The 14671-nt window shown below is 47.8% G+C and carries 9 protein-coding genes; 5 read left to right on the forward strand and 4 right to left on the reverse strand.

The annotated features are described in order from the left end of the window. Window positions 1-126: 126 nt before the first annotated feature. Window positions 127-2181: a T9SS type A sorting domain-containing protein gene (locus PPO43_RS09720; protein WP_272617280.1), complete on the forward strand. Its 2055-nt coding sequence runs from the start codon at window positions 127-129 to the stop codon at window positions 2179-2181. A 209-nt stretch (window positions 2182-2390) separates the two neighbouring features. On the opposite strand, the gene PPO43_RS09725 is transcribed toward PPO43_RS09720, so the two are convergent. Further along, window positions 2391-2846, reverse strand: a complete 456-nt coding sequence (locus tag PPO43_RS09725) for an Hsp20/alpha crystallin family protein (protein ID WP_272617282.1) — start codon at window positions 2844-2846, stop codon at window positions 2391-2393. Window positions 2847-3025: 179 nt separating this feature from the next. Between PPO43_RS09725 and PPO43_RS09730 the strand changes: the two genes are divergently transcribed. Beyond that, a complete protein-coding gene (locus PPO43_RS09730; protein WP_272617284.1) occupies window positions 3026-6631 on the forward strand; it encodes a VPS10 domain-containing protein in 3606 nt (1201 codons plus the stop codon). Window positions 6632-7871: 1240 nt separating this feature from the next. On the opposite strand, the gene PPO43_RS09735 is transcribed toward PPO43_RS09730, so the two are convergent. Then, window positions 7872-9812: a hypothetical protein gene (locus PPO43_RS09735; RefSeq protein ID WP_272617286.1), complete on the reverse strand. Its 1941-nt coding sequence runs from the start codon at window positions 9810-9812 to the stop codon at window positions 7872-7874. Between the two features lie 110 nt (window positions 9813-9922). Between PPO43_RS09735 and PPO43_RS09740 the strand changes: the two genes are divergently transcribed. From PPO43_RS09740 to PPO43_RS09750, 3 genes are all read left to right on the forward strand, one after another. Then, complete coding sequence (locus PPO43_RS09740) at window positions 9923-10288, forward strand: DUF3127 domain-containing protein (RefSeq protein WP_272617288.1); 366 nt, start codon at window positions 9923-9925, stop codon at window positions 10286-10288. Window positions 10289-10642: 354 nt separating this feature from the next. Then, on the forward strand, window positions 10643-11629 hold the full coding sequence (locus PPO43_RS09745) for a pyruvate dehydrogenase complex E1 component subunit beta (RefSeq protein ID WP_272617290.1): 987 nt from the start codon (window positions 10643-10645) through the stop codon (window positions 11627-11629). A 113-nt stretch (window positions 11630-11742) separates the two neighbouring features. Next, a complete protein-coding gene (locus PPO43_RS09750; RefSeq protein WP_272617291.1) occupies window positions 11743-12132 on the forward strand; it encodes a hypothetical protein in 390 nt (129 codons plus the stop codon). Window positions 12133-12187: 55 nt separating this feature from the next. On the opposite strand, the gene porD is transcribed toward PPO43_RS09750, so the two are convergent. Further along, window positions 12188-13093, reverse strand: a complete 906-nt coding sequence (porD, locus tag PPO43_RS09755) for a type IX secretion system protein PorD (protein WP_272617292.1) — start codon at window positions 13091-13093, stop codon at window positions 12188-12190. 6 nt (window positions 13094-13099) lie between these two features. Continuing rightward, complete coding sequence (gene coaBC / locus PPO43_RS09760; RefSeq protein ID WP_272617294.1) at window positions 13100-14341, reverse strand: bifunctional phosphopantothenoylcysteine decarboxylase/phosphopantothenate--cysteine ligase CoaBC; 1242 nt, start codon at window positions 14339-14341, stop codon at window positions 13100-13102. Between the last annotated feature and the right edge of the window lie 330 nt (window positions 14342-14671).

A 14671-nucleotide genomic window follows, 5' to 3' on the forward strand; every position in this document is an offset into this window, starting at 1 on the left:
TCTAGTTTAAGTAATCTTAATAAGCTTTGGGCAAAGATAAGCCCTTTGAAGATTACCCTATTATTTACCAAGTTCAGCATTTCCTCCCACTTATTGTGTGGCTTGAACTTAAAAATAAGCAAGCTTATGAATTGGACAAATACATTGTCTTTAATCGGGGCGTTTTGCCTCTTTTTTATGCCCCTAATGGGCCAGAAAACAGTAGAATTTCGCATCTCGCAAGTTTATTCCAATGTAGATGATATGGATGGCTGGGGTGCCGGCGACTCTGACCCACAATGGGATTTTGAAATTACTGATGCCTTTGGAACTAGCGATGATGATAGCCGAGAGTTTGGCGGAACAAACTGCCCCGGCTGGCGAACCATCAATAATACGTTCTTTTCTCAAGCTTATGATTGTGAAATTCCCTCTTTTACCTTCATTTGGCGAGGCTTTGAAGACGATGGAGCTGGCTCTGATGCCAATACGGGCTATAGAACAATTAACATTCCCGCTGCTAGCCTAAATCTGAATCAAACTACTTTTACTACCCTTAATACCTATACCGCCACGGCTAGTGGGGACCCTTGTGGCAGTGGAAGTACAGTGACATGGCGCATTACGCTCCAATACCGAATTACTGGAGGCAGTCTTTGCCATGATGAATGTAGCGATCCTTATGTGTTGCCTACGGCTCCCGAATATGAATGCGCAGCAACACAATCTACAATGTCTTTAAATGTTCCTATCCGTGCCCGAGAACCCGCTGATGCTTCTCAAAATAGCTATAGCACAGCAGGTATCTCTTGCGATATTGATGGTAGCTCTCCCGAAGATGTTTGGGTGCGCACGACTATTCCCGATTCTTCTGGAGGTGTAGTCATTCAATTCGAAAATAATGGCGGCTGTTCGGGCTTTGCTTGCTTTACCAATATTACTTATGCCTGGTACACTAGCTCTAACGGAAGCTGCTCTGGCCTAGAATACCGCGGCTGCGATGCTGTTTCTTGCTTCTTTGGCTGTAATGATGGCGAAATCCGAGTAGATGGCCGAGCCAATGAAGATGTCTGGGTCCGCATCTGGGAAGAAGATGACCAAGGTTTCGATATCACAATCAATCAAATTCGCCCTATCGCTCCCGCAGATCGCTGCTACACCGCCATGCCTTTATCGTCTCTGGGCTGTAATTATCAAGCTACTTCTGAGAGCTCTGGTGCCTATGCCGAACCCGATATTAGCTCTTGGACCGCAGGAGCTCACCCCGGCGGCCTTTGCCAAGATGGCGATAGCGACCCTCTCACTAATACGGTTTGGTCTTCTAATGAAAATATGGTCTGGTATACCTTCGACCATAGCGGTGGCCCCTTCAATATTGCCGTAGATAATATGCTCTGTACCGGTGGCGCCGCCGCCGCTCAACTTGGCGTTTTCTCCAATTCGGGTACCGCCGCCTCGCCTAGCTGTGACCTCGCTAGCGAAACAGGCTACGGCTGCTCGGTAGGTGTTGGCGCCGTTCAATTGAGTATCGCCTCTTTGCCTCCCGGCAATTTCGTTTTGGTGGTAGATGGCAATGCCGGCGCCCAATGCGATTGGGTCTTCCGCGAAACTATCAATGGGCCCCTACTTCCTATCCGCCTCAAAGAGTTTGATGCCCAATATCAAGAGGCAAATAATAGCGCCGAACTGGCCTGGGAACTAGAGTTCGAAGAGAATCAAGAGGGCTTCCTCATCCAACGCTCTTTCAATGCCATTGACTTTGAAGATCTTGATTTTGTGCCCGCCTACGGCCAAGAGGATGCCGCTAGTCAATACGAGTATGTAGACCAAGACCTTCCCAATGCACAGGTACTTTATTACCGCCTCCGCCAAGAAATGACCGACGGCAGCTACCGCCATACGAACATCAAATCGATTACGCCGATCCAAGAATCTGGCGTCTCTTTAGTCCAAGAACTCTACCCCAACCCGACTAGAGATGCAATCAATATTCCCTTTCATACCATAAATTCCGACGAAATTACAATCCAAATTTATGATATGAATGGCCGCCTACTCAAAGAGGTGATGCAAAGCCAACAGTTTGATGCTGGCTACCATCTCGAACAAGTAGATATTTCCGATCTCGCCAATGGCATTTATGTGCTGCGCTTCTCCGCCGGCCAAAATACCGCCATGAAACGTTTTGTGGTCCAAAAATAAAAGATAACAATAATGGAAAAGCCCTAACTGCTAAGCTGCAATTAGGGCTTTTTCTTTTGATTTTGGGGCCTCCCGCCTGCGGCGGGCGCTACGCTTCAGGGCTCGCAGGTCTGCTCGGCCCTGCGGCCTGACGGCCTTGGTCTGCGGCTGCGCCGCCCCCTTTCGCATCGCTAGGCCGTTTGGCCTTCCTGCGCTTTGGCTGTGTCCGCCTACTCTTTCCAATCTACCGATTGGGGGAGCTCGGGCGGACTTGGATTTTGCTTGGGCAAGTAAATACGCAAAACCCCAGCTTCATAACTAGCCGATAGCTGACTCGGAACAATATCCTGCATCGGCAAGGCAAATACCCGCTCAAATTGATCGTAGGCAAATTCTCGATGCAAAAACTGCACTTCCCGAGAACCTAAGGCCCGTTGGGCCGACTGCCGCGCTGCTACCCGCAAAGCTCCCGATTTCCACTCAATGACAAAGTCTTCTTGAGCAAAACCCGGAGCCGCCAATTCTAAAATATACTGATCCGATTGGACCAAGAAGTTGACCGCAGGCACCGCCTGCGCCTGCTTGGCCTGAAAAACAGACCACTCAAATAATTTACGAGTATATGGATCATCAAAGTACATGGGGAAGGCCGGCTGCTTACCCCCTAAAGGTGATGGTAGTTGCATAGTATTTTACTTTTGTCTGCCCCTCGCTGGACCAAAAAAATACCAAGCCTAAAAAGCTGACGATCTGTCGGTTTATGATTAAATTTATATGTCTTTTTGACAGCTTTCTTTTTGCTATTTAAACAGATAGTAGGCTGTTTAACGTATTTTAGAGCATTCTTTCCGCCAAAACAATGCTTATGAATCAAACGATCAAAACAACCTTAGTCCTACTTTGCTTAGGCTACTGGAGCAGCAGCCTCTACGCCCAAAATTGGGTCGACTTACTAGAAAATCCCGAAATTAACTTTAATCAGGTCCAACAAGCCTTTGAAAATGAATGGGGCAACCGCCCCTACGAAAGAGGAAAGGGCTGGAAACAATACAAACGTTGGGAGTTCTTTATGGAGGACCGCTCTTATCCACACGGTAAACGCCCCCGCCCCAATAAGGCCTGGGAGGAACATCTCGCCTTTAAAAATAAATATCGCCAAAGCCAAAACTGGGGCAGCCGCTCCGCCAACTGGCAAGCCTTAGGCCCTAATAACTGGACCAACCAAACGGGCTGGAACCCCGGCAATGGCCGTATCAATTGCACCGCCACCGATCCAAATAATGCGAATGTCCTTTACGCAGGGGCCCCTTCTGGTGGTCTCTGGAAAAGCACAAATGGCGGCCAAACTTGGAGCTGTCTAACCGACCATCTACCCGTACTGGGTGTTTCCGCTATCCTTATAGATCCCAATAACACTAACCATATCTATATCGGTACAGGCGATGGCGATGGTTCAGACACTTATAGCATCGGTGTACTCGAATCTGTAGATGGTGGCCTCAACTGGTCCACTACAGGCCTGAGCTTTACAGGCCGCAATCGCCTCATCCGCAGAATGATTATGCACCCCACAAATAATCAGATTATTTTTGCCGCAACAAATAATGGTATCTACCGCACAACAGATGCTGGGACCAACTGGAGCAGAACCCAAACAGGCAGCATGCGAGATGTAGAGTTTAAACCCGGAGACCCTAACACCGTTTATGCCTGCACCGATGAGTTTTATAAGTCTACAGATGGCGGCCAAACGTTTAATAAAATTACAGTGGGCCTGCCCGCCGCCGCCGATGTAAATAGAGCGTCTATTGCCGTTTCTCCCGCCAATCCCAATTATATTTATATCCTTTTTGGAGCTAGCAGCGATGCCGGCTATTACGGGATCTATCGCTCAACAAATAGTGGCCAAAGTTTTAGCCTACAGTCTAATTCGCCAAATATTTTCACCTACGAAACCGATGGCAGCGGAACTGGTGGCCAAAGCTGGTACGATATGGCCCTAGCCGTTTCTCCTAGCGATGCGAATGAGGTCTACGCCGGCGGAATCAATGTCTGGAAGTCTAATGATGGCGGAGCCAATTGGCGCTGCCAAACGCATTGGGTCCACCCCAATAACCTCGGCTATGTACATGCCGATATCCATACCCTAGATTTCTTCGGCTCTGTTTTGCACTGTGGCAGCGATGGCGGCTTTTCTACCTCCGCTGATACTGGCGCTAGCTGGACCTTTCGATCTACCGGAATGGAAATTACTCAGTTTTACCGCATCGGCGCCTCAGCCCAAAGTGCCTACCGCATAATTGGCGGTGCCCAAGATAATGGAACTAATTACCTAGAAAATGGAACTTGGCTGCACGCCCTAGGCGGCGATGGCATGGAGGCCGCTATCGATCCCTCTAACAGCCAAATTATGTATGGCTGTATCCAAAATGGCGCTTTAAGAAAAACTATTGATGGGGGCCAAAACTGGTCAAGCATCAAACCCGCTAATGCAAATGGAGGCGCTTGGATTACTCCCTACCAAATTAACGCTCTTGCCCCCAATGAGCTTTTTGCTGGCTATGAGGAGGTCTGGAAAACAACTAATCGCGGAAATAGCTGGACCCAAATCTCTAATTTTGGTACAGGTGCCAATCTCCGCTACCTACATATTGCCCCTTCCAATGCAGATTATATCTATACGGGAACCTATGGGACGTTATACCGCACAATAGATGGTGGCCAAACTTGGACAACAATTACCCCCAACCTGCCCAATAATTCCGCCATTAAGTATGTCGCTATCCACCCCAATAATCCTAACCAAATTTGGCTAGCCCTCTCTGGCTATAATGCAGGCGAAAAGGTGTATACAACAAATGATGGCGGCCAAACTTGGTCCAATGCCTCCGCCAACCTACCCAATCTCCCCATCAATTGCATTACCTACCAAAATAACTCAAATAACGGGCTCTATGTAGGAACAGATGTCGGGATCTATTATACAGACAGTACCCTCAGCAACTGGCAGTCTTATATGACAGGACTCCCCAATGTGCCCGTTTATGAACTGGAAATCCATTACGGGATAAATAAAATTAGAGCCGCAACCTATGGCCGAGGCGTTTGGGAGTCTGATTTATTTGCCATCGTTCCTATGCCACCTACCGCTAGCTTTATGTACACCAATGAATTGCTCTGTGCCTCCGATTCACTACAGTTTACCGACCTCTCTAGCAATGCTAGCCCCAACTGGCAATGGAGCTTCCCAGGAGGAAGCCCCTCTAACTCTACTTTGGCCAACCCCAAGGTGCATTATCCCACCTCTGGTACCTATACCGCTAGCCTGATTGTCCAAAATCAACATGGAGCCGATACGATACAACAACAAGTACAGGTCAACTATGCCACACATCAACTCGACTTGGTCCTTGATTTTGATAATTATGCCTCAGAAACCTCTTGGGAGATTGTAGACCAAAATGGACAAATATTAACTAGCGGAGGCAGCTATACCGATGGCATGCCTAGCCAAATTGAAGCAGTCTGCCTCAATAATGGCTGCTTTAGCCTACATGTCTATGATAGCTATGGAGACGGTATATGCTGCGATTATGGCAGTGGAAGTTATCAATTGATCGATGACCAAGGTAATATTCTCGTCAATAGTAATGGACAGTTTACTAGCCAAGAGACGAATGCCTTTTGCCTGAATCAAACTAGCCCGCTAGTGGCCGGTACAGCCCAAACAACAATCGCTGGCTGTGGACAAAGTACTGCTAGCCTCACCGCCTCGGCCTCTGGCGGAGATGGTAATTATAGCTACAGCCTAGATGGCGTGAATTTTCAAGCCAATGCCGTTTTTAACAACTTGGCTGCCGGAAACTATACGGTTTATATCCAAGATGGCCAAGGCCAACAAAGTAGCACCACTGCCCAAATTACAGAACGAGCAGCCCCCAACGCCCAAATTAGTAGCAGCAATACAACACTCTACCTAGACCAAGGCGCTAGCATCCAATTACAGTCGGTCCTCTCTACTAATGCTACCCATTTCCAATGGGACTTAGGCGATGGCAACAGCAGCGGACAAGCTAGCCTGAGCCATAGCTATACCCAAACAGGCCAGTTTTGGGTGGTCCTTACTGCTCTCCGCGATAACTGTAGCGATCAAGATAGCCTCTTGCTTACGGTCGACCTAAGCAATGCCCTAAGAAGCACCGCATCAGAGGATTTTAAACTCGAACTTTTTCCCAATCCCATCAAAACAACTCTAGACTTTTCTCTCGAGCTCCCCAAAAATCAAAACAAAATGGAAATCTTTATCCATAATGCTTTGGGCCAACTCATCTACTGGGAGGAAATCGAACAAGCTCAACCCCAACTCCAACGCCAAATTCATCTCGGCAATCAAGCCAATGGAGCTTATATACTAAGCCTCAAAACGAATGACTTTAGCTATTCTAAACCCTTTATTAAAGCCACTCCTTAAAAAGAGACTGTTTTTTGGGGCCTCCCGCCTGCGGCGGGCGCTACGCTTTGGGGCTCGCAGGTCTGCTCGGCCCTGCGGCGCCTTCGGCGCCTTGGTCTGGCCCTTCGGGCCACCCCGCCGCATCGCTAGGCCGCTCATCTTTTTCCCTTGCCCTAAACAGCTGTTTGCAGCCGCCTAGCTACTGGACCCCCAGAGCTAATCTGCAGATTACAATTGGCGTTGGGAATTTCCCAGAGCTAATCTGCAGATTACAATTGGCGTTGGGAATTTCCCAGAGCTAATCTGCAGATTACAATTGGCGTTGGGAATTTCCCAGAGCTAATCTGCAGATTACAATTGGCGTTGGGAATTTCCCAGAGCTAATCTGCAGATTACAATTGGCGTTGGGAATTTCCCAGAGCTAATCTGCGAATTACAATTGGCGTTGGGAATTTCCCAGAGCTAATCTGCAGATTACAATTGGCGTTGGGAATTTCCCAGAGCTAATCTGCAAATTACAATTAGCTTGGGGAGGGTGCATAAGGCCCTATCTTTTTTTCCTGGACCGACCCTACTACAAATCAGCTAGGCTCGCTTAGCAGCGAAATATTGGATAGGGTTGTATTTAAGCTCTTGTCGTTTTACCCTAGGGGCAAGCCCCTAGGCTAATAGTCATAGTCGCCCCCTCCTTCGAGGGGGCTTTTTGTTTGGCTCTATTGGTTAATTGGGCCCAGACGTAATTTTCTGTATTGGCCCTTAGGTACTAAGTTTATGTTTGAAGAGCAAGCGAATAATTGGTAGTTAAAGATTTTTTTTGCTTAACTGTTCAAGATCAGGAGGAAAGGCGAATCCCCTCGAAGGAGGGGATGATAGATTCTATAGCCTAGGGCCTTGGCCCTAGGGGGGAATTTATATCATATCGGCCTGTGGGTTGAAACCCACAGCAAAAAGGGAGGCCATGCTAGCCCTAATAAAATGGGCCGAAGGTTAAAACCTTCAGCCCATATACGTAGAGGAAAATAGCCAGTTCTAAGGCCAAAAGATTTAAATCAATGAGGGTTTTAACCCTCATTCTATAAAAACATTGCGAAGCAATAGCATCCTTGCTGTGGGTTTCAACCCACAGTATCGGCCTAGCGATGCGAAAGGGGGCGGCGGAGCCGCAGACCAAGGCCGTCAGGCCGCAGGGCCGAGCGAATAGCGAGCCCTGAAGCGTAGCGCCGACGAGCGTAGCGAGGCGGAGGCCCCAAAACAGCAAGATTTAGCGCCAATTTTTCTTAATAAAAAGCCGTAATCGTTTGCATTGTTCGGCGGCGGCTGGCTGCTTGTTTTTTTGTTGTTGTTTGCGCCATTTATTCATATTGCGCAGTAGTTTGCGTTTAATTTTCCGCTGATAGGGGAGTTGGACAATCGTTGAGATGGCGGCCTCGAGATACTCGCTATGGGCTTGTTGTCGGTATTGCCAATCTAGGGCATAGCTGCGGCTAGCGGCCTTCCAAATGGCCAAAACATCTTGACTTTCTCGGCTTTGGCTCAGCCAATAATAGCATTGTCTGATAACGGAAAGGCTATCGCCTAGGGCGGCCAACTCCTCGATATTTTGTTCATAGTAGGCCAGTCCCTGAGCAAAATTGCCTGCTCGGCAGGCCAGTCCCGCACGGCTCAGGCGGCACCAATGGCGAAGATCTTGAAAGCCGTATTGATCGGCTAAAGCCACCCAGCGATCGGCCCAGCGGTTGTAGTCTTCATTTTGGACCAAAGCGGGATAATAAGGGGCTTTGTTGTACCAGAGAATATACTCTGGGTAGAGGGCTTCATTGGGGGGATTTTGGAGATAGGGGCGGAGGTAGCGGCAAAAATAGTCCTCAAAATACTGATCGGCTTTTTCCCATTGGCCCATATTGCGGTATTTGGCCGAAAGGCTGAGGCCCATACTTTTGATGGTGGCGGTATCTTTTGTGCGTAGGGCTTGCTCGGTCCAATGCTCCAAAATCAGCAGAGAATCCGTCTGGCTAGGGGCATATTTTAGTTGGTAGGCATAGGGCAGATAGTGCTCCCATTGGAAGTAAAACTCATCTTGGCCCCAGCTTTCTAGATGCGTAAAAACCAGCTCTTCAAAGCAAGTCTGCATAAAGTCGCGGGCATCGGCCTCTTGTTGGTAGAGGCGGCAAGTGCGGAGCAGATAGCTGCTGGCCTCTCTCCAGCGGGGTTTGGGGCAATACTTTTTGAGGTTTTTGTACCAGCTTTCGGCATAGGGCTTGGCCTCGGCCCAAGAATGCGACTCCATCATGGCCCAGCGGTAGGGCGAGCGGCTGGCATCCTCCCAAAGTTGGGGTAAATCGGCATTGGGCAGGTAAATATCCTCATAAAAAGCGATAGCGGGCTCCGGCTCCTCGAGTTGGATGAGCGTTTCCATGGCGCGCCAAAGTTGCACGGGCCGCAGGCGGTTCAAATCGCTTCTACCTACGGCTAAAATGCGTTTATAAAACTGAGAAAGCTGTTGATATTCTTCTAGGTCCTCATAGGTTTGGGCCAGTCGCCACTCTACATAATAAAGGGGATCATTGCGCTGCATTCTGATCTCAAAACAGCCTTCAAAATGATGTACGGCCTCCTCCAAATAATCTTCATCAAAAAGGGCCATCCCCCAATGCGCTCGAATGCTAGCCTCATAATCTAGGGCATCTAGTTCAGGGGTTTCCTTGGCCCAAACAAGCAGGCTATCGCCATAAGCATTAAAGTTTTGGATGCTGGGAAAGCGCTGTAGATAGGCCTCCCAATGCCATAAAAGCGTTTTTTTATCCCATTGCAGCATGCGCAGGAGTTCCGCATCCAAATAATCTTGTTCGGCAGGACTTAGCCACTGTTTAAGGTAGTTGGCATAGGTCTTTGGGCGATGATAACAGACCGAAGATTCAAAGTCAGAAAGCAGTCGAATCGACAAAGCAGCCGAACTCAAAAGCTGAACATTGGATAATCCGAGCCGCTCAAGCTCCAACATCGACGCCCCCGCATGAATCAGGGCTTCCCAATCTACTTCACTGCAATAAACGGAACTTTGCCCCAGGCGAACAGACTGCAAAGGCTGGGCTTCGGCGCTTAGACTTAAAACTTTAGGGTCATCAGTCGGAAACTGATCTACTTTTTGGGCCTGTAGCGATAAAAAAAGTAGAAAAAAAGAGGACAAAAATAAATAACGCATAGATTAATCGTTTTTATGGGCGTATCTTTGGGCAAGCGGCTTGTCAAAATTACGGAAAATGCCGTTATTTGAGCACTTACTTTTTAGCGTAACAATTGAATCGAAATACTATGGATGCCAATCTGATCTATGAAGGAAAGATCATTAAAATTGAAGATACTCAACAAGTCACAGACCGCTTTAAGAAGCGTGCCTTTGTTGTAGAAACAGACGAAAACTACTCACAGCTCATTCAAGCAGAACTTACACAGGAGAAATGCAGCTTGATTGACGACTATAAAGTTGGCGATGAGGTGCGTGTACATTTTAACATCCGTGGTCGCGAGTGGAATGGTCGTTATTTTACCAACCTCAACGCTTGGCGCCTAGAGCGTTTGGGCGCTCCTGCTGCCAATAACGCCCCCGTTGGCGATCTTCCTCCTCCTCCCGAAGAGGACACAGTAGGCGATGATTACGAAGATGATTTGCCCTTTTAATATAGAAAGAGACCTAGCTAGATTGGCTGGGTCTTTTTTTTGGGGCTGCCCCGCCTTTCAGGCGGGTCGGGCTGTTTACTTCGTCGAACTGGCGCCCCTTTGGGGCTGGTTGTCGCAGCTCGCTGATCGCTCGGCCCTGCGCCAGCAAGCTGGCTAGGTCTGGCGCTTCGCGCCACTGCTGTCCATCCCTCAGCCTGCGGCGGCTTCGCCGCCTGCTAGATGCAGAAGGGCCAAAAACTACAAAAAGATGAATAGTAGCGATAAAAAAATTGTATAATCAAGCAGAGCATTGTATTTTGAGCCCAGTTTTTAACGCAGCCCAACGGAGTTAGGCTATAAACAGAAACAGCAACTATGGCAACAAGACAGATTCGTTTGCGCGATGCCTTGCGTGAAGCAATGGTAGAAGAGATGCGCCGAGATGAAAATGTATTCTTGATGGGCGAGGAAGTCGCTCAATATAATGGAGCATATAAGGTCAGCCAGGGCATGCTCGACGAATTTGGCGCAAAACGAGTAATTGATACGCCTATTGCAGAGTTAGGCTTTGCGGCTATTGGTACTGGGGCCGCTATGGCGGGTTTGCGTCCAATCGTAGAATTTATGACTTGGAACTTTGCGGTTTTGGCTTTTGACCAAATCGTCAACCATGCAGCAAAGATTTTGCATATGTCTGGCGGGCAGATTAAATGCCCCATCGTTTTCCGTGGCCCTTCTGGTGCTGCTGGACAATTGGCGCAGCAGCACTCTCAAACCTTTGAGAGCTGGATGGGCCAGGTTCCCGGCCTCAAAGTGATCTCTACCGTAGATCCCTATGATGCCAAAGGCCTTCTAAAAGCCGCTATTCGCGATGAAGATCCAGTTTGTTTTATGGAGTCGGAATTGGCCTACTCGAATATGGGCGAAGTTCCCGAGGAGGAGTATATTCTTCCTATCGGTAAGGCGGCTGTCAAGCGAGAAGGAACCGATGTAACCATCGTTTCTTATAACAAAATGATGCTGGTGGCTCAAGCCGCTGCCGATGAATTGGCCAAAGAGGGCATCTCTGCGGAGGTAATCGATTTGAGAACTATTCGTCCTTTGGATATTGATACTATTGTAGCCTCTGTGAAAAAGACCAACCGCCTCGTTGTGGTCGATGAGTCTTGGCCTTATGCTTCTGTATCTTCAGAAATTGCTTATGTCATCCAGCGCCATGCTTTTGACTATCTAGATGCTCCCGTTATGCGGGTCAACTCTGCAGATACTTCTTTGGGCTATTCTTCTGTTTATGTAGATGAGTACATGCCCAATCCCGAGCGCGTAGTGAAAGCGGTAAAAGCCGTTCTGTACAAGCTCTAAACAAGACTACAATTTGTAGATGAACTATAAAGGCTCCCTAGGGAGCCTTTTTTTTAGCCGAAGTTTTCGCTTTCATCAAAAGCTTCCCTAACTTTCTAGAAAATACACTAGCTATGAACTACCTCAAATCAAGTCTATTGTTGTTGGCCCTTTCGCTTTTTGTGGCCTGTAGTGGCAATAGCATCAATTATGCAGAAAAACTAGAAGGCAAATGGGAATTGAGCAATGTGAGTGCTATTCTCAAAGCGGGATATGGCGGGAATTATGATTTTGAAGCCCTCAATGCGGCCTATCTCAAGTTTAATGCAGATGGCCGCTACGAGAGCAAAATCGATCAGCTCGAAAATAAGGGCTATTGGGAAGTGGCCCAAGATGGCCGCTCTATCCAACTCAAAGCCGATAGCCTCCCCTTTGATGATAAACTAAAGCTTCGCTTCGAAAATGAGCGCAGCATTTTTATCTATAATAATGGTAAAGAGTATCAGTTTAAAAAGTTGAACTAATGCAAGCAAAAAAAAGGGCTGCCGAATCTTCGGCAGCCCTTTTTGCATTTGGGCCCTAGGGTTGGGTCAGCACTTGATAATCGGAGGCATGCGTACCATCTAATTTGACCATACAGTCGTAGATTTTTCGCTTGGTCCTAAAATCAGCCACCTCAAACACATTGAGAATTTCCTCCCTTTTGCTATTAGTGAAAATTTGCATCAGCAACATACTGGGATAAGCGGCATTTACCGCTTTGATGCTGACTAAGGCCTCTTCCATGGCTTTAATCCCATCCGCTCGGCTATCTTCTTGGCTCAGGCGGTCTAGGCCCAGAAGATAATATTTATACATGGCACGGCGCATAGGCTTAACCCGTACATTGAGTAGGTTTTCAATCAGCCAATAACGACTTTGATTTCCGTCATTAACAGTCCATCCTTTAGCGGTTCCTCTCGGCACGGCATTTAGAATATCTTGGGCCTTGTTGAGGTACTTCTCTCCGCCCAATTCCTCAAAAGAGTCATGATCTAGCCCCAAAGTAATATAAGCATAAAAGGCAATTGTAGAGGTCAGATTAGAGGTGAAGCTCCCCTCAGCAAAGTCAAGTACTTCAAATTCTCCATAATTGAAGTAGAAGTCTTTATCTAGGTACTGAAAAAGGACCGAATTATAACCACTCTTATAAATCGGCCGGCTAGCCTGTACCGTCAACTGCGCCTTAAAACTAGTTTGCGAAATTTCCTCATCTACTGTCAAGATGATGTTCATCTCAATTCGCTCTTCGGGCTCGTATTCCTGATCCGTCCATTTTCGGTTATTGACAAACTCCTCTAGGGCCGTTTTCAAACTTTTAAACACCTTGGGGTCGGCTGTTTGCAGCTTGGGGGTGTTAATGGTTACCGAGCTACGGATCTCTTGGCTCCAGGCCTGTGTTAGCCCAAAAACTAAGGCCAAAGAAAGCAATAATTTTCGCATCATATTAGACTAAAATTGGGCAGTTAGCTCCTTAGCATTTTCGGCTTTTTTTTGGAGCAACTTGCAGATTTTTGCCGCAATATCCTCCGCGACTTCCAGCTTAGATTTTAGCTCATGCTCTTCAATCTCTAGCTGTCGATCAATAAAAGTGACCTTGTTGGTGTCATGGCCAAAACCAGCACCTTGATCACGGAGGCTATTGAGGACGATAAAGTCAAAGTTCTTTTTCTCCAGCTTTTTGCTGGCATTTTTTCTAAAGTTCTGTGTTTCTAAAGCAAAACCTACCATACATTGCTGATCGGTTTTGATTTTTCCCAATTCTTGGGCAATGTCTTTGGTTCGACAAAGATCAATGCGCATGGGATCTCCATCTTTTTTCTTGATCTTTTCACAAGCTACATGTTCTGGAGTATAATCGGCCACTGCCGCAGCCAAAACCGCAATATGCGCTTGAGGAAAAGCTGAAATGGCCGCTTCATACATCTCCTGAGCCGATTTTACATCAATAATTTTAACGGCAGGATGCTTGGGCTTCACCTTTACTGGACCAGAAATTAGGGTGACATCGGCCCCTAGTTTGGCCAAAGTATCCGCAATGGCCGTTCCCATTTTTCCCGTAGAATGGTTCGTAATATAACGAACGGGATCAATGGCTTCAACGGTGGGGCCAGAGGTCAAAATAGCTCTTAGTCCCTTCAGCGGCTGTGGTCCTTGTTGCATAAAATGCAGCTCCAAGGCTTCCACAATATGTTCTGGCTCTGCCATGCGGCCCTTGCCCACCAATCCACTAGCTAGCTCACCCTCTTCGGCATCAATCAAAATGTTGCCATAACTCTTGAGCTTTTCAATATTGGCCAAGGTCGCTGGATGCGTAAACATATCGAGGTCCATGGCTGGCGCAAAGAAAACGGGGCAGCGACTAGAAAGGTAGGTCGCCAAAACCATATTATTACAAAACCCATTGGCCATAGCCGCCAAAGTATTGGCCGTAGCGGGCGCAACTAACATGGCATCAGCCCAAAGCCCAAGCTCTACATGGTTGTTCCAGCCCTCCTCAGAAGTTACAGAACTATAGACAGAACGTTTCGATAGGGTCGAAAGTGTTAGGGGCGTAATAAATTTAGTAGCGGCATCGGTCATCACAATTTGTACCTCGGCACCGGCCTTAATGAGTAATCTCGTGAGGCTTGCCGTTTTGTAGGCGGCAATGCTGCCCGTTACGGCCAAAAGTATTTTTTTACCAGTCAACATAAAAAAGCGTTTTGGAGCGCAAGCTTCTGTCTGTATGCGCTCGGTCTATAAATGTTGGGGGAGGAGGGGAGAAGACTTTTTGGGGCTGCCCCTACGGCCCTTTGGGCCTGCGGGTCGGGCTGTTTCGCAGCTCGCTGATCGCTCGGCCCTTCGCCAGCAAGCTGGCTCGGTCTGGCCCTGCGGGCCACTGCTGTCCATCCCTCAGCCTGCGGCGGCTTCGCCGCCTGCTAGGTCCCAAAAAAGCTTGACCTAGGGGCATAAAAAAACAGTTGGAGAAGTCTATGCCATAGGCTAATCAAAATAATAGACTTTTCCAACTGCTAATCCCCC

This window comes from Saprospira sp. CCB-QB6 (assembly GCF_028464065.1).
Classification (GTDB): domain Bacteria; phylum Bacteroidota; class Bacteroidia; order Chitinophagales; family Saprospiraceae; genus Saprospira.

Excerpts from the sequence above, each read along its gene's own strand:
- PPO43_RS09740 (WP_272617288.1), top strand. The coding sequence starts at position 9,923 with ATGGATGCCAATCTGATCTATGAAGGAAAGATCATTAAAATTGAAGAT.
- PPO43_RS09720 (WP_272617280.1), top strand. The coding sequence starts at position 127 with ATGAATTGGACAAATACATTGTCTTTAATCGGGGCGTTTTGCCTCTTT.
- coaBC (WP_272617294.1), bottom strand. The coding sequence starts at position 14,341 with ATGTTGACTGGTAAAAAAATACTTTTGGCCGTAACGGGCAGCATTGCC.
- PPO43_RS09735 (WP_272617286.1), bottom strand. The coding sequence starts at position 9,812 with ATGCGTTATTTATTTTTGTCCTCTTTTTTTCTACTTTTTTTATCGCTA.
- porD (WP_272617292.1), bottom strand. The coding sequence starts at position 13,093 with ATGATGCGAAAATTATTGCTTTCTTTGGCCTTAGTTTTTGGGCTAACA.
- PPO43_RS09745 (WP_272617290.1), top strand. The coding sequence starts at position 10,643 with ATGGCAACAAGACAGATTCGTTTGCGCGATGCCTTGCGTGAAGCAATG.
- PPO43_RS09730 (WP_272617284.1), top strand. The coding sequence starts at position 3,026 with ATGAATCAAACGATCAAAACAACCTTAGTCCTACTTTGCTTAGGCTAC.
- PPO43_RS09725 (WP_272617282.1), bottom strand. The coding sequence starts at position 2,846 with ATGCAACTACCATCACCTTTAGGGGGTAAGCAGCCGGCCTTCCCCATG.
- PPO43_RS09750 (WP_272617291.1), top strand. The coding sequence starts at position 11,743 with ATGAACTACCTCAAATCAAGTCTATTGTTGTTGGCCCTTTCGCTTTTT.